Consider the following 17,836-nt stretch of genomic DNA (forward strand, 5'->3'; position numbering starts at 1 on the left):
CACGCAGGTGGTCGGGTTCACACATGGTCGACGATGCCCACCTTCCCTTCCGCCCGCGCGCAGTGCGCACAGCAGTAGAACTGGCCGTCGGCCTCCACGCCCTGCCCGATGATCTGGGCCCGGCAGTGCTCACAGATGGGCGCCATGCGGTGGATGGCGCACTGGAAACAGTCGAAGACGTGCACATTGCCCTGTGCGTGCACTTCGAATGTCATCCGGTAGTCGTTTCCGCAGACCTCACAACGTGCCATGCGCCTCAGCGTGCGGGGCCGCGCGGTGGCGGGCGAGCGGCGGGCGGGCGCGTCGCGCCGACTTCACCTGTTTGTCGGCGGCGCGGGGGTGACGTCCTGGAGGAGCTGCATGAAGGCCGCCTCGTCGATGACGGGCGTGCCGAAGGAGCGGGCCTTGGTGGTCTTGGACGTGGGTGACTCGGGGTCGTTGGTCACCAGCACGCTGGTGAGCCGGGAGACGCTGGTGGCCACGTGCAGCCCGGCCTCGATGGCCCGGTCCTCCAGCAGCTCGCGGTCCACGGAGGTGTCACCGGAGAACGCCACCCGCATGCCCTGGACCAGCTGCCCGCCCGGCTCGTAGCGCCCTGGGTTGGGGTAGGGGCAGGCGGGGCGCTTGCGGCTGGGACGCCAGGTCTGCTGGTACGAACGCTGGCGGCCGATGGCCGGTCCTTCGGACCACTCGGTGAGCGGCTGGCAGGCCAGCAGCGGCAGCCGCAGCCCGGTCTCGGCGGCGCGGTGGAGACTGGGCCGGAAGGTCTCGGCGAGCACCCGCGCGTCGTCCAGGGCGTGGTGGGCGCGCCGCTGGACCACTCCGTAGTGCGCGGCGAGGGTCTCCAGCTTGTGGTTGGGCAGCGGCAGGCCCAGCTCCTTGGAGAGGGCGATGGTGCACAGCCGCTGCCGCACGGGCGCGGCGCCGCGGGTGCGGGCGTACTCGCGGGCGAGCATCGACCAGTCGAAGGCGGCGTTGTGCGCCACCAGGACGCGGTCGGCCAGGCGCTCGGAGAGCTCCGCGGCGATCTCGGGGAAGCGCGGGGCGCCCGCGAGCATCTCCGCGGTGAGGCCGTGGATCCACACCGGGCCGGGATCGCGCTGCGGATTGACCAGGGTGTACCAGTGGTCCTGCACCGCGCCCCGGGCGTCGAGCTGATAGACCGCCGCGGAGACGATCCGGTCGTCGCGGGCGAGGCCGGTGGTCTCCACGTCGACGACCGCGTACCCCTGCGGATAGGTGGCCGGCCAGGAGGACGGCGGGGTGAGGTGCGGGGCGGCTGCCGTGGGGTCTTCGAGCATGGTCAATGAGGATACGGGCCGTCACGGACAACCCTGACCGGCGGGCCGGTCGGGACGTATGCCGCCCCGGGGTTGACGGGGTGTCGGGCCCGGGCGGTGGGTCGAAGTCGACGCGGTAGACATCGCCCAGACAGTCGCCGAGCGCCCGGTAGTCCGGGTCGTCCGCCACGGACTTGCCCTTGGCCGGGCGCACCGCCGACAGGCCGCCCGTGAGCTTCGCGGTGACGCGGTCCGCGTCGAAGGAGCCCTGGGAACGCACCCGGGCGGCGTCGAGATAGGAGACCTGGGGCCCCTGCGCGCCCGCGGCCGAGATGTGCCCCACCGCGCCCATCAGGGCTGAGGGGGAGTCATCGCCGCCCGGCCCGGAGGGGCACTTCGTGGTGAGCGCCGACAGCAGGCAGGCGAAGGCCATGCCACCGATCCGGGACCGTTCTCCGGCTCTGCGCACAGGCGGGGAGCTTAATCGGCCATGCCGCCATCGGCCACGCCGTCCGGGGCGAGACCTGTTGTTGACACCGCATCTACCATACTTGTTGGTAACTACCCCTAGCGGCGGCCTTACGGGCGGTTCTATGTTGCCGACATGCCGCACCTGCCCAATGCCGTGATGTGGTCGATACCGGCCTTTGTCCTGCTCGCCGTCGTGGAGATGGTGAGCTACCGCTTCCACCCCGACGACGACGCCGAGGGCTACGCGGCGAAGGACGCCGCGACCAGCGTCACCATGGGGCTCGGCAGCCTGGTCTTCGATCTGCTGTGGAAGATCCCGATTGTGGCGATCTACGCCGCCATCTACGAACTCACCCCGCTGCACGTGCCGGTGGTGTGGTGGACGCTGCCGCTGATGCTGCTCGCCCAGGACTTCTTCTACTACTGGTCGCACCGCGGGCACCACGTCATCCGCATCCTGTGGGCGTGCCATGTGGTGCACCACTCCAGCCGCAAGTTCAACTTCACCACCGCCCTGCGGCAGCCGTGGACCACCTGGACCGTCTGGCCGTTCTACGTGCCGATGATCGCGCTCGGGGTGCATCCGGCGGCGGTGGCGTTCTGCTCGTCGGTGAACCTCGTCTACCAGTTCTGGATCCACACCGAGCGGATCGGCAACCTGCCGCGCCCCGTCGAGTTCGTCTTCAACACCCCCTCGCACCACCGCGTCCACCACGCCTCCCAAGGCGGCTATCTGGACCGCAACTTCGGGGGCATCCTCATCGTCTGGGACCGGCTCTTCGGGTCCTTCGTCCCCGAGACCGATCGGCCCGTCTACGGCCTGACGAAGAACATCGACACCTACAACCCGCTGCGCGTGGCCACGCACGAGTACGCGGCCATCGCCCGCGACATCGCGGCGGCGCGGGACTGGCGCGAGCGGGCGGGCCGGGTCTTCCGGGGACCGGGCTGGCAGCCCGCGACGGCCCCGGAGGCGGGTCTCCCGGAGGCCGGTTCCCCCGAGGCCGGTCCGGAGGCCGGGCGGCCGGAGCCGGTCGGCGAGAGCGTGCGGTGACGGCCGCCGCGGGGCGCGCGACGACGGTCCCGCTGGCCCTATTCGCGCTGCTGACCGCCGTTCACCTGGCCGCGCTGCTCGTGGACGCCACCACCGCCGTCCACCTCACCAAGCCCGCCCTGATGCCCGTGCTCGCCGTATGGGCCCTTGCGCGTGGCGGGCCGTGGCCGCTTCCGGCCGCGCTGCTGTGCGGCTGCGGGGGCGATGTGCTGCTGCAGATCGGCGGCGAGACCGCGTTCCTGGCCGGTATGGGGTGCTTCGCGGCTGGGCACCTCTGCTATCTGACGCTGTTCGCCCGCGCCGGGCGGCGCCGTACGCGGCCCTGGGCGGCCGCCGGGTACGGGGCGGCGTGGCTGGGCACGGTGGCGCTGCTGTGGCCCGGCCTCGCCCCGCATCTGCGGCTTCCCGTCGCGGGCTACAGCCTCCTGCTGACGGTCATGGCGCTGGCCGCGCTCGGGGCGGGTGTGTGGAGCGGCCTCGGCGGGGCGCTGTTCATGCTCTCCGACACCCTGATCGCGGCCGGGCTCGCGGACTGGCCACGGCCGCCGGTGCCCCAATTCTGGATCATGGCCACCTATATGGCCGCCCAGTGGCTGCTGACGGCGGGGGCGACGCGCGACGGCCCCGCGCCCCGCGCCGGAACGGGCGCTCGTCAGCCCATGACGCCCGTAAGGCCGTGACGCCCGTAAGGCCGTGACGCTCAAGGCTGTGACGCCCGTAAGGTGGTCACGCCCAAGCCCATGACGCCCGTAAGGCAGTGCCCCTCATCAGTACGTGACCGGCAACCGCCTGAGCCGGACCACGCGCAGCGGGTCCGAGTGGCGGTCATGGCTCAGCTCCCAGTCCCGGGCGCGCGCCGCCTCGACCACATAGCCCGCGCCCACTCCGCGGTACTCGCGCACGGGGATGTCGTGCGGGCCCGGCGGCGGGGCCTTCTTCGCCTTCTGGGCGGCCAGTTCCTTGGCGGTCCAGGAGGCGATGCGCTTGTCGACCCGGGCCCGGTAGAAGGCCGCGTCGCCCTCGTGCCGCAGTTCCGGGAGCGTCACGCACCAGGCGGGCCACATCTTCACGCTGTCCCCGAACTTGTCGATCAGGCCGAGGAAGCCCTTCTCGAACCCGGGGATCACCGTAAGGATCTCGGCCACGATCCCGAAGGCGATGAAGCCCAGGAAGATCACCACGATCAGCGCCCACCACAGCGGCAGCAGCAGCACGGTCAGCACGAACCGGATCAGCAGCGAGTAGGCCGGCCGAGAGGGCAGCGGTCCCCAGGAGTCGTCGTGGTGCACGGGAACGCGGTCCTCTCGCGGCTTCATGGGGGGAACACGTACGGGCCGCCGGGCGACTGCTCCGCCCCGGCGGCCCGTGCATTGTGTCAGCCGGTCACTTCTCGACGGCGTCCAGGGCGTCCGCGAGCCCGGCGCCGTAGAAGCCGTTGTACCGCTTGCCGCCCTCGCACACCGCGTCGACCGTGCCGTCGCCGTCGATGTCGTACGGCGTCGGGCAGGCCAGGTCATCGGCCTCGGCCTTGAGCAGCGCCTTCACCTGCCAGGGGGAGGCGTGCGGATGGGTGCTCTTGATGAGCGCCGCGACACCGGCCACATGCGGCGAGGCCATCGACGTGCCCGCCATGTAGCCGTACTGCCCGCCCGGCAGCGTGTTGTAGATCAGGCCGCTGGTGGCCGGGGGCTCGGGCTTCTGGTAGACGGTGCTGTCACCGCCGGGGGCCGCGATGTCGATGATCCCCAGACCGTAGTTGGAGAACGAGGACTTGAGCCCCTTGGCGCCGGTCGAGGCGACCGTGACGACGCCCGGCAACTGGGTCGGGATGTCCAGGCAGACGCTCGGGTCCACCTCCCGGTCACCGGGGGTGGTGTCGTTGGGGCTGGAGGGGTCGGTGATGGTGTCCGAGGTCAGGTCGTAGTTCTCGTTGCCCGCCGCGGCCACATTGACCACGCCCCGGCGCTCGGCGTACGACGAGGCCCGGCGCACCGCCTCGACCAGGGCCTTCTGGTCCGGGTCGGTGGTGCAGTTGAAGTACCACGGGTCGGTGTAATAGCTGTTGTTGGTGACGTCCACGCCGTGCTCGGCGGCCCAGACGAAGCCGCAGACGACCGCCTCGGTGTAGAAGAACCCGGCCGTCGTGGACACCTTGATCCCGGAGACCTTGACGCCCGGGGCCACGCCGGTGACGCCGACGCCGTTCTTCGCGGCGGCGATCTCGCCCGCCACATGCGTACCGTGCGGGGACTCCTCGGCGCTCGGCCGCCAGGCGCCGTCGGCGGTGTCCGGCTTGCCCGTCACACAGTTGACGGACGCCTTACGGTCGAAGTTCGGCGCCAGATCGGGGTGGGTGTCGTCCACACCGGTGTCGATGACCCCGACGGTGACCTTACGGCTGCCCAGGTTCTTCTCATGCGCCTTGTCCGCCTTGATCGCCGGCAGATCCCACTGCAGCGGCTCCAGCGGGTCCTGCCCGGCCTTCGCCTTCGCCGCCACCGCCTGCCGCTGCTTCTCGCTCAACAGCTTCGGCGTGTCGATGTCGTCGGTGGACTGGGCGGGCAGCGGGGCGGTGCGGGTGTTCCCGGCGGAGGTGACGCCGCGCACCTTACGGACGGTCTTGGCGAAGTCCGGGTTGGCGGAGTGGACGACGATGACGCCGATCCGGTCGTAGGACACCACGACCGTGCCGCCGGCCTGGGCGATGGCCTTGCGGATCCGGGACGGGTCCTGCCCCGGGCGGGTGTTGACGACATAGCTCAGGGACGGGCCGTCGGCCGTGGCGGCCGCGGCGGCGTGGCCGTCCCGCCCGAGCGCGGTGGCGGTGGTGGGCAGGAAGGCCAGCGCGGTGGTGAGCGCCATGGCGGCGGGTATCGCGGCGGTGCGCAGCGGCAGGGAGGTGCGGCGCGGCGTCATGGGTACTCCGGTTCTCTCGACGGTTCTCTCGAGGTGCTCGACGGTTCTCTCGAGGTGGATGAGAAGGCTCTGGGCGGGCGGACCGGGCTGGATCGTCAGCGTTCCGGACCGGGGGCGCGGACGCGCGCTCAGCGCGCCACTCGGGGGACGCGGAGCCCCCGGGCGCGGGCGGCGGTCCGGCGGGCCGCGTCAACGGCGGCGGTCCGGCCGGGGTCATCCGCACAAGCTAATGTGCGCGCCCTTGCGGCGCGGCTCCCGCGCGCCGCCTCGATGTCCCGGGACGCCGCGGAACCGGGACAGAGGCGGCGGGGAGTGGTGAGGGGGTGGTGCGAAGCCGACGGGCCGTCAAAAACCCGCCGTCCGGGTCTTGGAGGAGCCGATCTCAGATGAGCCATGGGGTCTCCACTTCATCCGTACGGGCCGCCCGGACGCCGTCGGCGGCTGGGCGGGTACATGACGAAGGAAGCTATCGCTGATCAAGGTCGGACATCAATGCATTCCGGAAGAAAACCCGCCACAGTACCCGGAGCCGATCCCTCCCCCGAATTCTTATCCGTCTTTCAATCAACCGGCCTCTGTCGTACGGGTCCGCGCCGCCCTACCATGCGTGATCTGGATCACTCGCCGCCGTATTCATTCCCGTCGGACCCACTCACCAGGAGAGACCGTGGATACCGCACCGGCCAACGATCGCCCCGACGATCCGCGGCAACTTGACCGTTCTGCCTACGCCGAGGTGCAAGCGAGCGCGGAGTTCGGCGAACTGCGCGGTGCCCACCGCTCGTTCGCCTTCCCGCTCACCATCGCGTTCGTCAGCTGGTACCTGCTCTACGTCCTGCTGTCCAACTACGCGGACGGCTTCATGGGCACCAAGGTCGTGGGCCACATCAACGTGGCCCTGGTGTTCGGGCTGGCCCAGTTCCTGACCACCTTCCTCATCGCCTGGTGGTACTCCCGGCACGCCGCCGCCAAGCTGGACCCCCGCGCCCAGGCCATCAAGTCCCGTCTGGAGGAGCGCTCATGAGCCCCCATCTGCTCGCGGCCGAGAGCGCCCCGGACAACCGGCCGCTGATCGTCACGCTCTTCGCGGTCTTCGTCGTGGCGACCCTGGTCATCACCGTCTGGGCGGGCCGGCAGACCAAGGACGCCACCGACTTCTACGCCGGTGGCCGTCAGTTCACCGGCTTCCAGAACGGCCTGGCGATCTCCGGCGACTACATGTCCGCCGCGTCCTTCCTCGGCATCGCCGGGGCCATCGCGCTCTCCGGCTACGACGGCTTCCTGTACTCGATCGGCTTCCTCGTCGCCTGGCTGGTGGCCCTGCTGCTGGTCGCCGAGCCGCTGCGGAACTCCGGCCGCTACACGATGGGCGACGTGCTCGCCTACCGGATGCGCCAGCGCCCGGTGCGCACCGCCGCGGGCGTCTCCACCATCGTCGTCTCGATCTTCTACCTGCTGGCTCAGATGGCGGGTGCCGGGGTGCTGGTCTCCCTGTTGCTGGGCATCACCAGCGAGGCCGGGAAGATCCTCATCGTCGTCCTCGTCGGCGTCGTGATGATGCTCTACGTCACCATCGGCGGCATGAAGGGCACCACCTGGGTGCAGATGGTCAAGGCCGTGCTGCTGATCGCGGGCACGGTGCTGATCACCTTCCTGGTGCTGCTGAAGTTCAACTTCAACATCTCCGACCTGCTGGGCGAGGCCGCCAAGAACAGCGGCATCGGAGAGTCGTTCCTGGAGCCGGGGCTGAAGTACGGGGTCAACGCCACCACCAAGCTGGACTTCATCTCGCTCGGTATCGCCCTGGTCCTGGGCACCGCGGGGCTGCCCCACATCCTCATCCGTTTCTACACCGTGCCCACCGCGCGGGCCGCCCGCAACTCGGTCAACTGGGCCATCGGCATCATCGGCCTCTTCTACCTGATGACCATCGCGCTGGGCTTCGGCGCCGCCGCGCTGCTCAAGCACGACGACATCATCGCCTCCAACAAGTCGGGCAATACCGCGGCCCCACTGCTCGCCGAGGAGATCGGCGGCGGACCCGACTCCACCGGCGGCGCCATCCTGCTCGCGGTGATCTCCGCGGTGGCGTTCGCGACGATCCTCGCCGTGGTCGCCGGGCTCACCCTCGCCTCCTCGTCGTCCTTCGCCCACGACCTGTACGCCAACGTCATCCGCAAGGGCAAGGCGACCCAGAAGGAGGAGATCTCCGCCGCGCGCTGGGCCACCGTCGGCATCGGCACCGTCGCCGTCGTCCTCGGCGTCTTCGCACGAGATCTCAACGTCGCCGGACTCGTGGCACTCGCCTTCGCGGTCGCCGCCTCCGCCAATCTGCCGACCATCCTCTACAGCCTGTTCTGGAAACGCTTCACCACCCAGGGCGCGCTGTGGTCCATCTACGGCGGACTGATCTCCTCGGTCTTCCTGGTGCTCTTCTCGCCCGTCGTCTCGGGCAAGGAGACCTCGATGTTCCCGGACGTGGACTTCCACTGGTTCCCGCTGGAGAACCCCGGACTGATCTCCATCCCGCTGGGCTTCCTGCTCGGCTGGCTGGGCACCGTCGTCTCCAAGGAGCAGCCCGACAAGGAGAAGTACGCCGAGTTGGAGGTGCGCTCGCTCACCGGGCACGGAGCCCACTGACCGGCCACTCCCACCCGCGCGGCCCCTCCATGTCACACCCATCACGTACGCTGCGAGAGAATTGAGCAGTGCACGCACGCCAACCGTGGAGGGGCCGCCACCATGCTGATCGACACCTATGGTCGCGTAGCCACCGACCTGCGTGTCTCCTTGACCGATCGCTGCAATCTGCGCTGCACCTACTGCATGCCGGAAGAGGGCCTGCAGTGGCTCGCCAAACCGGACCTGCTCACCGACGACGAGATAGTCCGGCTGATCCGGATCGCCGTCACCGAGCTCGGGGTCACCGAGGTCCGCTTCACCGGCGGTGAGCCACTGCTGCGCCCTGGTCTGGTCGGCATCGTGGAGCGCTGCGCGGAGCTCGAGCCGCGCCCCCGGATGTCGCTCACCACCAACGGCATCGGTTTGGAGCGCACCGCCCAGGCCCTGCGCGACGCGGGCCTGGACCGGGTCAATGTCTCACTCGACACCCTGCGTCCGGAGGTGTTCCAGGCCATCACCCGGCGCAAGCGCCACGGCGATGTGCTGCGAGGCCTCGACGCGGCGCACACCGCCGGGCTGACCCCGGTGAAGGTCAACGCCGTGCTGATGCCCGGGCTCAACGACGACGAGGCGCCGGAGCTGCTCGCCTGGGCCCTGGAAAACGGCTATGAGCTGCGCTTCATCGAGCAGATGCCGCTCGATGCGCAGCACGGCTGGAAGCGCGACGGCATGATCACCGCCGGGGACATCCTGGCCAGTCTGCGCACCCGCTTCACCCTCACCCCCGAGGGCGAGGACGAGCGTGGCTCCGCACCCGCCGAGCGCTGGCTGGTCGACGGCGGCCCGGCCCGGGTCGGCGTCATCGCCTCGGTCACCCGCCCGTTCTGCCGCGCCTGCGACCGCACCCGGCTGACCGCCGACGGGCAGGTGCGCACCTGCCTCTTCGCGCGCGAGGAGTCCGATCTGCGCGGAGCGCTGCGCTCCGGCGCCGCGGACGAGGAGATCACGCGGCTGTGGCGGCTGGCGATGTGGGGCAAGAAGGCCGGATCCGGGCTCGATGACCCCTCGTTCCTCCAGCCGGACCGGCCGATGTCGGCGATCGGGGGCTGATCACTGGTCTTCGGTGGCCGACCATTCCTCCAGCGTCACCACGTCCTTGAGGAAGCCCCGCACTCCGAGGAACTCCGAGAGATATTCGCGGTGTTCCTCGCAGGCGAGCCAGGTCTTGCGCCGCTCCGGGGTGTGGATCTTGGGGTTGTTCCAGGCCAGCACCCATACGGCGGGGGCGTGGCAGCCCTTGGCGGAGCAGATCACGGTGTCGGTCTCGGCGGCGGTCTCGCGGATGTTCACACCGCAGACTCTACGAAAAGCGCGCCGGACATGACGACGCCGGGCAGCCACGGGGGGAGCCGCCCGGCGTCGGTCCGTCGCTCCGACGGGGGATGCGGAGCGCGTACGCAGTATGTCACGAGGGATGGGGCCCGGTGCACCGGTACTGCACTATTGATCTGAGGTTTTCTTGAGCTTACGGAAACGTGGCAGGTCAGCCACGCTCACCGGGTCCAGGATCGCTGATATGTCCGACGTCCTCCGGGCCGGATTCCGCCCCGTGGGGATCGCTCGGCTCCTCTCCGCGCCCGGCGATCAGCATCGGACGGGGCGGCGTCGGGATGAAGGTGGTGGGCAGCGAAGTGGCGTTCTCCCGGCCCGCGTTGGCTATCACGACCGCGATGTAGGGCAGCACCGCGCCGAGCACCAGGGCCACGATGGCCACGTGGCGCTCCACGTTCCACAACACCGCCGCCAGCACGACCGCGACGGTCCGGACCGACATCGAGATCACATAGCGGCGCTGCCGGCCGCGTACATCGTCGGCCAGCCCCTGTCGCGCTCCGGTGATTCGGAAGACCTCCGCATCGCCGTGCTTCCGCATCACGTTCCACCACCTGATCGCCGGGCGGGCTTCCCCCGCTCTGGGACGTACTCAACGTTACGCCGCGCCTGCTGTCGGTTCGAGACCGGGGCACCCTGACGGGTGCCGTCTCCGGCTGCGCCGACGTGCGTATCGGCCCTCCGGCGTGCGCCCCACCCGAAGTGGCCGAACACTGGAAGCGATGTGCATCCCCTCGCCGCGTGTCAGGGAGGCGACATGAACTGGCTATGGGCGATCGTCGTGGGCTTGATCCTGGGTGTGATCGCCAGGGCGATCCTGCCCGGCAAACAGGCCATTCCGCTCTGGCTGACCTGCATCTACGGCATCCTCGGCTCCATTCTGGGCAATGCGGTGGCCGGCTGGATCGGGGTCAGGCACACCGAGGGCTTCGACTGGATCCGGCATCTGCTGCAGCTGGCGGGGGCCGTGCTGATCGTCGCGCTGGGCACCCCGCTGTGGCACTCGATCCGCGGTGGCGGACGCAGACGCAGTACGACCTGAGGGGCGCGCCGGCGGTGTGATCCGGTGCGCGACGGTGGCGGCCGGTGCGACGGCTGGTACGACGGCGGCGGCCGGTGCGCGTGGTGGACGCGCACCGGCCGCCGCTTCCTCGCGGTTGCGGGGCCCCGTAGTGGGGCTTCCGTCGTGAGCGGGGCGGACTACACCCCGCGCACCTGGGCGATCTTCCGCCCGGCCTTGAGGTAGACCGCGCCGGAGGCCCCCGTGAGCCCGGCGGACGCCAGCGTCTCCGCGACCACCTCGGCCAGCGGGCGCACCGCCTGGGCCTCGGGCAGCACCACCGACTCCTGGCCGCCCTCGGCCTCGATCACCAGCCGCAGACCGTTCTGCTTGGCGACCCGGCGGGCGGCCGAGGCGCTGGGCTGGAACTCCAGCACCTTGCTCAGCACGGTCGCGATGGACTCGCTGCCGTGCTCCCCGGCGTCGACCACCGGCGTCTCGACGTCGGAGAAGCTCTTCTTGGAGAACTGGGCGACGAAGCCCGCACGGGCCGCCATCGCCTTCTCCAGGCCGTACAGCGCCGCCACCACCTCGCCCGCCAGGACCTTCTTCAGATCCATCGGGTGCAGCGACCGCTCCTCGACCCGGGCGATCGCGGCGGCGATCTCCGTGTCCGTCCACTCGGTCCATGCCTCCAGGTACGGCTTCATCAGCCGGTCCGGAATCGACATGATCTTGCCGAAGACATCGTCGGCGGTCGCGGAGAGCGCCACATAGTTGCCCTTGGACTTGGACATCTTGGCGCCGGTGCCGTCCGTACCCTCGATCAGCGGCATCGTGACCACCAGCTGCGGCCGCTGCCCGCGCAGCTCCATCAGCTTGCGGCCCATCTGCAGATTGAGCAGCTGATCCGCGCCGCCCAGCTCCGCATCGCACTCCAGGGCCACCGAGTCCAGCGCCTGCGCGATCGGGTAGAGCAGCTCGGACATGGTCAGCCCGGAGCCGGCGGCCAGCCGGTTGCGGAAGTCCTCGCGCTGCAGCAGCTGGGAGACCGGCACCTGGGCGAGCAGCCCCAGCAGCTCCGGGAAGGTGTACGGCGCCAGCCACTCGCTGTTCTGCCGGAAATTGACCTTCTCGAAGTCGAAGAACGGCCGGACCTGGTCCTGGTAGCCCGCGAGGTTCCGGGCGATGTCCTCGTCGGTCAGCGGCGGGCGCTCCGCCGTACGGCCCGACGGGTCGCCGATCTTGGCCGTGAAGTCGCCGATCAGCAGCGTGACGTCATGCCCCATGCGCTGGAAGCGATTGAGGATGATCATCGGCACCACATGGCCGAGGTGCACATCGGCGGCCGTCGGGTCGATGCCCAGCTTGATGGCCAGGCCCTGGCCGGCGCCGCGGCGCTCCTCGATCCGCTTGGCCAGGTCCGCCACGCCGGGCAGGATCTCGACCGTACGGGACGCGATCAGCTCGGCCTGCTCCGTCGGCGAGAGGTCCGTCAGGTCGATATAGCGCCGCGAGCCCGTCTCCTCGAGCAGCCGCTCGACGGTCTTGTCGGAGGAGAGGTCCTGGCTGAGGAGCTCACTGGCGCGGGCGACGGATTCGCCGAGGCGTGTCATGGCGTTCCTGGGGATAGACGAAACGGAAATGGATGGATCCGAAACGGTCGCTTCGGATGGGCGTGGACCAGTCTATTCGGCTCCTCACACCCCCTTGCTGACCGAGCTCATGTTGAAGTCCGGAATGCGCAGCGGCGGCACCGCGGCGCGGTTGAAGTAGTCGCTCCACTCCCGCGCCAGCGTCCGCTCGGTGCGGCCCGCCTCGGTGGCGCGGGCGAGCAGATCCACCGGTGACTCGTTGAACCGGAAGTTGTTCACCTCGCCGACCACCTCGCCGTTCTCCACGAGATAGACCCCGTCCCTGGTCAGCCCCGTGAGCAGCAGCGTCGCCGGGTCGACCTCGCGGATGTACCACAGGCAGGTCAGCAGCAGCCCCCGCTCGGTCGACGCGACCATCTCCGCCAGCGAGCGGGTGCCGCCCGCGTCCACGATGAGGTTGTCGACCGCGGGGGCGAGCGGCAGCCCGGTGAGGGCGGATGTGTGCCGGGTGGTGACCAATCGCTGGAGCACCCCGTCACGGACCCAGTCGGTGGCGGACAGCGGCAGACCGTTGTCGAAGACGGACGCGTCGTCCCCGGACGAGTGCGCGATCACGAACGGCGCCGCTTCAAGACCCGGCTCGGCCGGGTCGCTGCGCAGCGTGAAGGGCAGCTCGGACAGCTTCTCGCCGACCCGGGTGCCACCGCCCGGCTTGCTGAAGACCGTACGGCCCTCCGTCGCGTCCCGGGCCGAGGACGACCACAGCTGGTCGATCAGCAGATCGGCCACCGCGCTCGGCGGCAGCAGCGTCTCGTAGCGGCCGGCCGGCAGCTCGACCCTGCGCTCGGCCCAGGCGAGCCGCTGGGCGAGCTCGGCGTTGATCGTGGCCGGGTCCACATCGGTGAAGTCCCGGGTGGCCCGCCCGGCCCAGGCCGAACGCGTCCGGTCCGGTGACTTGGCGTTGACCTCGAGCGTGCCGGTGGGCTGGTCATGGCGCAGCCGCAGCCCGGTGGAGCTGCCGAGATAGCTGGAGACCAGCTCATGGTGGGCGAATCCGTACAGCTCCCGGCCGCCCGCGCGGGCCTGGGCGAAGGACTCGCCGAGGGCGGGCGCGAAGTCGGCGAACACCTCGGAGGAGGTCACGGCCGGGGCGTCGGTGAAGCCGGGGGAGACCGCGGCGCCCGGATCCCGCTCCACCAGCGGCTGGGCGTCCTCGGCCGGCTCCGCCTCCCGCGCCGCCGCCTCGGCGGCCCGGACCAGCGGCTCCAGCTCCTCGGCGGTGACCGCGGACCGGGACACCACGCCCGAGGCGGTGCCCTGCCCGCCGTTCACTGTGGCCACGACGGTCAGGGTGCGGCCACGGGTGACGCCATTGGTCGTCAGGGCGTTGCCCGCCCAGCGCAGATTGGCCGTCGAGGTCTCGTTGGCGATCACCACACAGCCGTCCGCGCGGGACAGCTCCAGGGCGCGCTCGACGATCTCATGGGGCTGCACGCTCATCGTCCGGCCTCCTGGGTGGTGTTGAGGATGTTGACGCCGCGGAAAAGCGCCGACGGGCAGCCGTGCGAGACCGCCGCGATCTGCCCGGGCTGGGCCTTGCCACAGTTGAAGGCACCGCCCAGGACATACGTTCCCGGGCCGCCCACGGCCGTCATCGAACCCCAGAAGTCGGTGGTGGTGGCCTGGTAGGCGAAGTCGCGCACCTGCCCGGCGAGAGCGCCGTTCCTGATGCGATACGCCCTCTGCGCCGTGAACTGGAAGTTGTACCGCTGCATATCGATCGACCAGGAGCGGTCGCCGACCAGATACAGACCGTTCTCGACGTCCCCGATCAGCTCCTCCGTCGAGGGGCCGCCGGGGGCGGGCCGCAGCGATACGTTCGCCATCCGCTGCACCGGCACATGGCCCGGCGAATCGGCGAAGGCGCAGCCGTTCGACCGCTCGAAACCGGTCAGCCGGGCGATCCGGCGGTCCAGCTGATAGCCGACGAGCGTGCCGCCCTTCACCAGGTCCCAGGACTGGGCGGCCACGCCTTCGTCGTCGTAGCCGATGGTGGCCAGCCCGTGCTCGGCGGTCCGGTCCCCGGTCACATTCATGACCTCGGAGCCGTACTTCAACTTTCCGAGCTGGTCGAACGTGGCGAAAGAGGTGCCCGCGTACGCCGCCTCGTAACCGAGCGCGCGATCCAGCTCGGTGGCGTGGCCGATCGACTCATGGATGGTCAGCCACAGATTGGACGGGTCCACCACCAGGTCGTACGACCCGGCCTCGACTGCCGGCGCGCGCATCTTCTCGGCCAGCAGCTCCGGGATCTCCGCCAGCTCCGCGTCCCAGTCCCAGCCGCCCGCGCCGGGCCCACCGGTCAGATACTCCCAGCCGCGCCCGACCGGCGGGGCCAGGGTGCGCATCGAGTCGAACTCCCCGCTCGCCGGATCCACGGCCACGGCCGTCAGCTGCGGGTGCAGCCGCACCCGCTGCTGGGTAGTCGTGCTGCCCGCCGTGTCCGCGTAGAACTTGTTCTCCTGCACGGTCAGCAGCGACGCGTCCGCGTGCGCGACCCCATCGGCCGCGAGCAGCCGTCGGCTCCACTCGGCGAGCAGTGAGGTCTTGTCGGAGTCGGCCACATCAAAAGGATTGACCTCATACGACGAAACCCAGGTCTTGTCGGCGTGCACCGGCTCGTCCGCCAACTCCACCCGCTCATCGGACCCCGCCGCCTCGATCACCTTGGCCGACAGCTTCGCCATCGCCACCGCCTGCGAGGCCACCCGCGCGGCGGCGTCCATGCTCAGATCCACCCCCGAGGCGAACCCCCACGCCCCGCCGTGCACCACCCGCACCGCATACCCCAGATCGGTACTGTCGGCCGCCCCCGCAGGCTTGGCATCCCGCAACCGCCACGCGGCACTCCGCACCCGCTCCAACCGAAAGTCCGCATGCGCGGCCCCGAGCGCCCGCGCCCGCGCCAGCGCCGCATCGGCGAGCGCCCTGAGCGGCAGCGCGAGGAAGGACGGATCAATCTCGTGCGTCACGGGCGGCTCCTCGTCGTCGCGTACATCGCGTGGTGTCCGTCGGCAGTGAACCATGCCGGTGGGGGGTGGGGCGCGGTAATTGCGGTTGCGCTCCGCGCGGCGAAAGGACAACGGCCGCCCCGGTTGCCCAGGGCGGCCGAGCGGGTGGTTACGCGCCGAACTCTTCAGCCGTGAGACGGCCGATGAACGCGTCCCACTGGCGTATGGAGAAGGCGAGTTGTTCTCCGTGGCGGTTCTTGGAGTCCCGTACGTGGACGGTGTCGGCGGTGGCGGCCACCTCGACGCACATGCCGCCTTCGTTGTCGCTGTAGCTGCTCTTGAACCATGAGAGTTCAGGTGTGTCGCTTCCAGCCTGCTTGTGGTTCACGTTTCTCCCCGCAGTTTCTCGATGAAGTCCAGTGACTCCTGTGGAGTGAGAGCTTGCGCGCGGATGATCCCGTACCGCTGCTCAAGCTCCCGGACGGCTTTGCGATCGGTCACAAGCGTGCCTCGTCCCTGTACTTCTGAGTAGGCCACGAGCTGTCGCCCTTTGCGCTCAAGGAGAGCGAATGGGCCGCCCAGCCCGGCATGGTCTCTCCGGTTGGTGGGCATCACCTGGAGCTCCACGTTGCGCATCTGGCCGATGGACAGCAGATGTTCCAACTCTCCTCGGAGAACCTCCTCGCCGCCGAGCGGGCGCCGCAGCACGGTCTCCTCCGTCACGAAGCTCATGGCGGGTGCGGGCCGATGCGCGAAAAGTTCTTGGCGGGCGAGGCGCGCGGAAACCCGCTGCTCAACGGTCTTTTCGTCCAGAACCGGGCGGCGCATGCGGTAGATGACACGAGCGTATTCCTGCGTTTGCAGCAACCCGTTGACGACCTGGCTGTCGTACGCGTGGAACTCGGTCGCCTGTGCCTCCAGCCGTGCCGCGCCTCGGAAGAACGCCGGGAGCTGTACGTTGGCCACCTCCTCCTTGGCCGCCCGCAGGACCCCGAATGCCTCCAGTGCCTCGTCCGCTGCGTCCAGGAACTCCGGCTGTGGCACCCGGCGTCCCTGTTCGACCGAGGAGACCTGCTCCTCGCTATACCCGATCGCCTCACCCAACTGTGCCTGCGTGAGCCCCGCCCGTTCGCGGAAGAGCTTCACCTGCCTGCCGATGCATTTGACGATGTCACCCGCCATGCCCACCCACCTCCTTGCGCGAGAACGCGCCCCTTCCCCTCGGCGTCACGGCGGTCCTCCCGTACGGGCACCGGTCGTGCCCGTACCGCGACCCTGCGTACCCGCCGCCCGTCTGGTCAGGCTAGGCGCGCTTCGCCACGCTCGGTGACGTGAATGGCGAAAATCCCCCTAGCGGTACATTCGAGATGTTCTTCACCTCTTCCCGGCGCGGTGCCCGGCTCGCCCGGCGCATCGTCGTCCGCAGACTGGAGGAGTGGGGCATCCCCCGGGACGGCGAGGCTTCGCAGAGCCTCGCGCTGATCGCGGGCGAACTCGCGGCGAATGCCGTAAAACACGGGCATGTGCCCGGCCGGAACTTCTATCTGCGGCTCAGCGTGCAGCCTCCGCCCGGCGGAGACAGCCGTGGCGGACCCGTCTCGGCCCGTATCGAGGTATCCGACGCCCGCGACGAGCGGCGCCCGGTGCTCCGGGACCAGGAGGACGAGGCGGAGTGCGGGCGCGGGCTGCTGCTCGTGGACGCGCTCGCGTCGAAGTGGGGGGTGGCGGAACGGGGCGTCGGGAAGACGGTGTGGTGCGAATACGCTCTCGCGTCCGAGGAGTGCCGGTCGCGGCAGGTCACGGGAGACACTGGAGCCGGCGATGCGCGATGATGGGGGCACGGACAAGCAGGACCGCCGTGGTGAGGGAGCGTCGGCCGTGGAGTACGGGCGTCTACGGGAAATCGCGGAGCGGCTCGCCGAACACGCCCCTGACTCGTTCCGGGGCTACGAGATCAGCGGCGACGAGATCGTCATGATGATGTCCGCCTCGCGTCCGCACGAGTTCATCGCTCTGCGTATCCGCCAGCAGCTCGACCGGCAGATCCCGTCTTTCCTGGTCGCCCACACGGGCGGTGAGGTGGAAGACTCCTCACTCGGGAAACTCCGGCGCCCGGATCTGATCGTGGTTCCTGACGCGGTGTTCGCCGAGAACACGATGGCACCGTTCCATCCCCGAGATGTCGCTTTGGTCGCCGAGATCGTCTCGCCGTCGAATCACTCCACCGACTGCGTCGAGAAGACGCACGACTACCCGGCGATGGGCATCCCTCTCTATCTTCTCGTCGATCCACGGAAGGGCACCATCGCGGCCCTGTCCGATCCGGGCCCCGGGCTCGGCGGTGAGGGCCCCCGCTACCGCACCCGCAGTGATTACGCCTTCGGCGACGAGGTGGCCATCGGTGACTGGACCCTCGCCACCACGGACCTGCGAACCTATCCCGAGGACCACTGACCCGCTGACCACCGTCGGCGGCCAGCAGTCGCTGGCTCCAC

General features: G+C 69.8%; 19 protein-coding genes. 8 read left to right on the forward strand and 11 right to left on the reverse strand.

What is annotated here, in order from left to right; translation table 11 throughout:
* Window positions 1-17 precede the first annotated feature (17 nt).
* Together LIV37_RS37635 and LIV37_RS37640 are read right to left on the reverse strand one after the other, a co-directional pair.
* Complete coding sequence (locus LIV37_RS37635) at window positions 18-251, reverse strand: hypothetical protein (protein ID WP_037949523.1); 234 nt, start codon at window positions 249-251, stop codon at window positions 18-20.
* A 63-nt stretch (window positions 252-314) separates the two neighbouring features.
* Window positions 315-1,301 carry a DEDDh family exonuclease gene (locus tag LIV37_RS37640; RefSeq protein ID WP_020872306.1) on the reverse strand — a complete coding sequence of 329 codons (987 nt, stop codon included), beginning with the start codon at window positions 1,299-1,301 and terminating at the stop codon, window positions 315-317.
* A 583-nt stretch (window positions 1,302-1,884) separates the two neighbouring features.
* Between LIV37_RS37640 and LIV37_RS37645 the strand changes: the two genes are divergently transcribed.
* Window positions 1,885-2,805 carry a sterol desaturase family protein gene (locus tag LIV37_RS37645; protein ID WP_020872307.1) on the forward strand — a complete coding sequence of 307 codons (921 nt, stop codon included), beginning with the start codon at window positions 1,885-1,887 and terminating at the stop codon, window positions 2,803-2,805.
* Window positions 2,802-3,485 (forward strand): lysoplasmalogenase, encoded by a 684-nt coding sequence (locus LIV37_RS37650; protein WP_020872308.1) that lies wholly within the window; start codon window positions 2,802-2,804, stop codon window positions 3,483-3,485. Before LIV37_RS37645 ends, LIV37_RS37650 begins: the two co-directional genes overlap by 4 nt.
* An 87-nt stretch (window positions 3,486-3,572) precedes the next feature.
* Here LIV37_RS37650 and LIV37_RS37655 read toward each other — a convergent pair whose 3' ends face one another.
* Complete coding sequence (locus LIV37_RS37655) at window positions 3,573-4,121, reverse strand: hypothetical protein (protein WP_214663119.1); 549 nt, start codon at window positions 4,119-4,121, stop codon at window positions 3,573-3,575.
* Window positions 4,122-4,188: 67 nt separating this feature from the next.
* Window positions 4,189-5,721 carry a S8 family peptidase gene (locus LIV37_RS37660; protein WP_020872310.1) on the reverse strand — a complete coding sequence of 511 codons (1,533 nt, stop codon included), beginning with the start codon at window positions 5,719-5,721 and terminating at the stop codon, window positions 4,189-4,191.
* 667 nt (window positions 5,722-6,388) lie between these two features.
* Between LIV37_RS37660 and LIV37_RS37665 the strand changes: the two genes are divergently transcribed.
* The 3 genes from LIV37_RS37665 (at window position 6,389) to moaA (ending at window position 9,453) form a co-directional block, all read left to right on the forward strand.
* A complete protein-coding gene (locus LIV37_RS37665) occupies window positions 6,389-6,745 on the forward strand; it encodes a DUF485 domain-containing protein (protein ID WP_020872311.1) in 357 nt (118 codons plus the stop codon).
* Complete coding sequence (locus LIV37_RS37670; protein WP_020872312.1) at window positions 6,742-8,361, forward strand: solute symporter family protein; 1,620 nt, start codon at window positions 6,742-6,744, stop codon at window positions 8,359-8,361. Before LIV37_RS37665 ends, LIV37_RS37670 begins: the two co-directional genes overlap by 4 nt.
* Before the next feature lie 102 nt (window positions 8,362-8,463).
* The gene (gene moaA / locus LIV37_RS37675; protein WP_020872313.1) at window positions 8,464-9,453 is read left to right on the forward strand and encodes a GTP 3',8-cyclase MoaA; all 990 of its coding nucleotides are present in this window, start codon (window positions 8,464-8,466) and stop codon (window positions 9,451-9,453) included.
* Here the strand turns inward: moaA and LIV37_RS37680 are convergent, their stop codons facing one another.
* Window positions 9,454-9,693: a hypothetical protein gene (locus tag LIV37_RS37680; RefSeq protein ID WP_020872314.1), complete on the reverse strand. Its 240-nt coding sequence runs from the start codon at window positions 9,691-9,693 to the stop codon at window positions 9,454-9,456.
* Window positions 9,694-9,886: 193 nt separating this feature from the next.
* Window positions 9,887-10,276 (reverse strand): DUF3099 domain-containing protein, encoded by a 390-nt coding sequence (locus LIV37_RS37685; protein ID WP_020872315.1) that lies wholly within the window; start codon window positions 10,274-10,276, stop codon window positions 9,887-9,889.
* A 216-nt stretch (window positions 10,277-10,492) separates the two neighbouring features.
* Between LIV37_RS37685 and LIV37_RS37690 the strand changes: the two genes are divergently transcribed.
* A complete protein-coding gene (locus LIV37_RS37690; protein ID WP_020872316.1) occupies window positions 10,493-10,777 on the forward strand; it encodes a GlsB/YeaQ/YmgE family stress response membrane protein in 285 nt (94 codons plus the stop codon).
* A 158-nt stretch (window positions 10,778-10,935) separates the two neighbouring features.
* Here the strand turns inward: LIV37_RS37690 and tyrS are convergent, their stop codons facing one another.
* From tyrS to LIV37_RS37715, 5 genes are all read right to left on the reverse strand, one after another.
* A complete protein-coding gene (gene tyrS / locus LIV37_RS37695; protein WP_020872317.1) occupies window positions 10,936-12,351 on the reverse strand; it encodes a tyrosine--tRNA ligase in 1,416 nt (471 codons plus the stop codon).
* Between the two features lie 84 nt (window positions 12,352-12,435).
* Entirely contained in the window at window positions 12,436-13,830 is a 1,395-nt protein-coding gene (locus LIV37_RS37700; protein WP_020872318.1) for a metallopeptidase TldD-related protein, read from the reverse strand.
* A complete protein-coding gene (locus LIV37_RS37705) occupies window positions 13,827-15,362 on the reverse strand; it encodes a TldD/PmbA family protein (protein ID WP_020872319.1) in 1,536 nt (511 codons plus the stop codon). Before LIV37_RS37705 ends, LIV37_RS37700 begins: the two co-directional genes overlap by 4 nt.
* A gap of 148 nt (window positions 15,363-15,510) precedes the next feature.
* Window positions 15,511-15,729, reverse strand: a complete 219-nt coding sequence (locus LIV37_RS37710; RefSeq protein ID WP_020872320.1) for a DUF397 domain-containing protein — start codon at window positions 15,727-15,729, stop codon at window positions 15,511-15,513.
* Window positions 15,726-16,523, reverse strand: coding sequence for a helix-turn-helix domain-containing protein (locus tag LIV37_RS37715; RefSeq protein ID WP_254807135.1), 798 nt, complete (start codon window positions 16,521-16,523; stop codon window positions 15,726-15,728). Before LIV37_RS37715 ends, LIV37_RS37710 begins: the two co-directional genes overlap by 4 nt.
* Before the next feature lie 185 nt (window positions 16,524-16,708).
* Between LIV37_RS37715 and LIV37_RS37720 the strand changes: the two genes are divergently transcribed.
* Window positions 16,709-17,173, forward strand: coding sequence for an ATP-binding protein (locus tag LIV37_RS37720; protein ID WP_020872322.1), 465 nt, complete (start codon window positions 16,709-16,711; stop codon window positions 17,171-17,173).
* Complete coding sequence (locus tag LIV37_RS37725; protein WP_020872323.1) at window positions 17,163-17,795, forward strand: Uma2 family endonuclease; 633 nt, start codon at window positions 17,163-17,165, stop codon at window positions 17,793-17,795. The genes LIV37_RS37720 and LIV37_RS37725 overlap by 11 nt, the downstream gene beginning before the upstream one ends.
* Window positions 17,796-17,836: the final 41 nt, after the last annotated feature.

The sequence above is a fragment of the Streptomyces rapamycinicus NRRL 5491 genome, from assembly GCF_024298965.1.
Classification (GTDB): Bacteria; Actinomycetota; Actinomycetes; order Streptomycetales; family Streptomycetaceae; genus Streptomyces; species Streptomyces rapamycinicus.

Excerpts from the sequence above, each read along its gene's own strand:
- LIV37_RS37720 (WP_020872322.1), top strand. The coding sequence starts at position 16,709 with ATGTTCTTCACCTCTTCCCGGCGCGGTGCCCGGCTCGCCCGGCGCATC.
- LIV37_RS37725 (WP_020872323.1), top strand. The coding sequence starts at position 17,163 with ATGCGCGATGATGGGGGCACGGACAAGCAGGACCGCCGTGGTGAGGGA.
- LIV37_RS37645 (WP_020872307.1), top strand. The coding sequence starts at position 1,885 with ATGCCGCACCTGCCCAATGCCGTGATGTGGTCGATACCGGCCTTTGTC.
- LIV37_RS37640 (WP_020872306.1), bottom strand. The coding sequence starts at position 1,301 with ATGCTCGAAGACCCCACGGCAGCCGCCCCGCACCTCACCCCGCCGTCC.
- LIV37_RS37635 (WP_037949523.1), bottom strand. The coding sequence starts at position 251 with ATGGCACGTTGTGAGGTCTGCGGAAACGACTACCGGATGACATTCGAA.
- LIV37_RS37715 (WP_254807135.1), bottom strand. The coding sequence starts at position 16,523 with ATGGCGGGTGACATCGTCAAATGCATCGGCAGGCAGGTGAAGCTCTTC.
- LIV37_RS37690 (WP_020872316.1), top strand. The coding sequence starts at position 10,493 with ATGAACTGGCTATGGGCGATCGTCGTGGGCTTGATCCTGGGTGTGATC.
- LIV37_RS37685 (WP_020872315.1), bottom strand. The coding sequence starts at position 10,276 with ATGCGGAAGCACGGCGATGCGGAGGTCTTCCGAATCACCGGAGCGCGA.
- LIV37_RS37670 (WP_020872312.1), top strand. The coding sequence starts at position 6,742 with ATGAGCCCCCATCTGCTCGCGGCCGAGAGCGCCCCGGACAACCGGCCG.
- LIV37_RS37655 (WP_214663119.1), bottom strand. The coding sequence starts at position 4,121 with ATGAAGCCGCGAGAGGACCGCGTTCCCGTGCACCACGACGACTCCTGG.
- LIV37_RS37660 (WP_020872310.1), bottom strand. The coding sequence starts at position 5,721 with ATGACGCCGCGCCGCACCTCCCTGCCGCTGCGCACCGCCGCGATACCC.
- LIV37_RS37700 (WP_020872318.1), bottom strand. The coding sequence starts at position 13,830 with ATGAGCGTGCAGCCCCATGAGATCGTCGAGCGCGCCCTGGAGCTGTCC.
- moaA (WP_020872313.1), top strand. The coding sequence starts at position 8,464 with ATGCTGATCGACACCTATGGTCGCGTAGCCACCGACCTGCGTGTCTCC.
- tyrS (WP_020872317.1), bottom strand. The coding sequence starts at position 12,351 with ATGACACGCCTCGGCGAATCCGTCGCCCGCGCCAGTGAGCTCCTCAGC.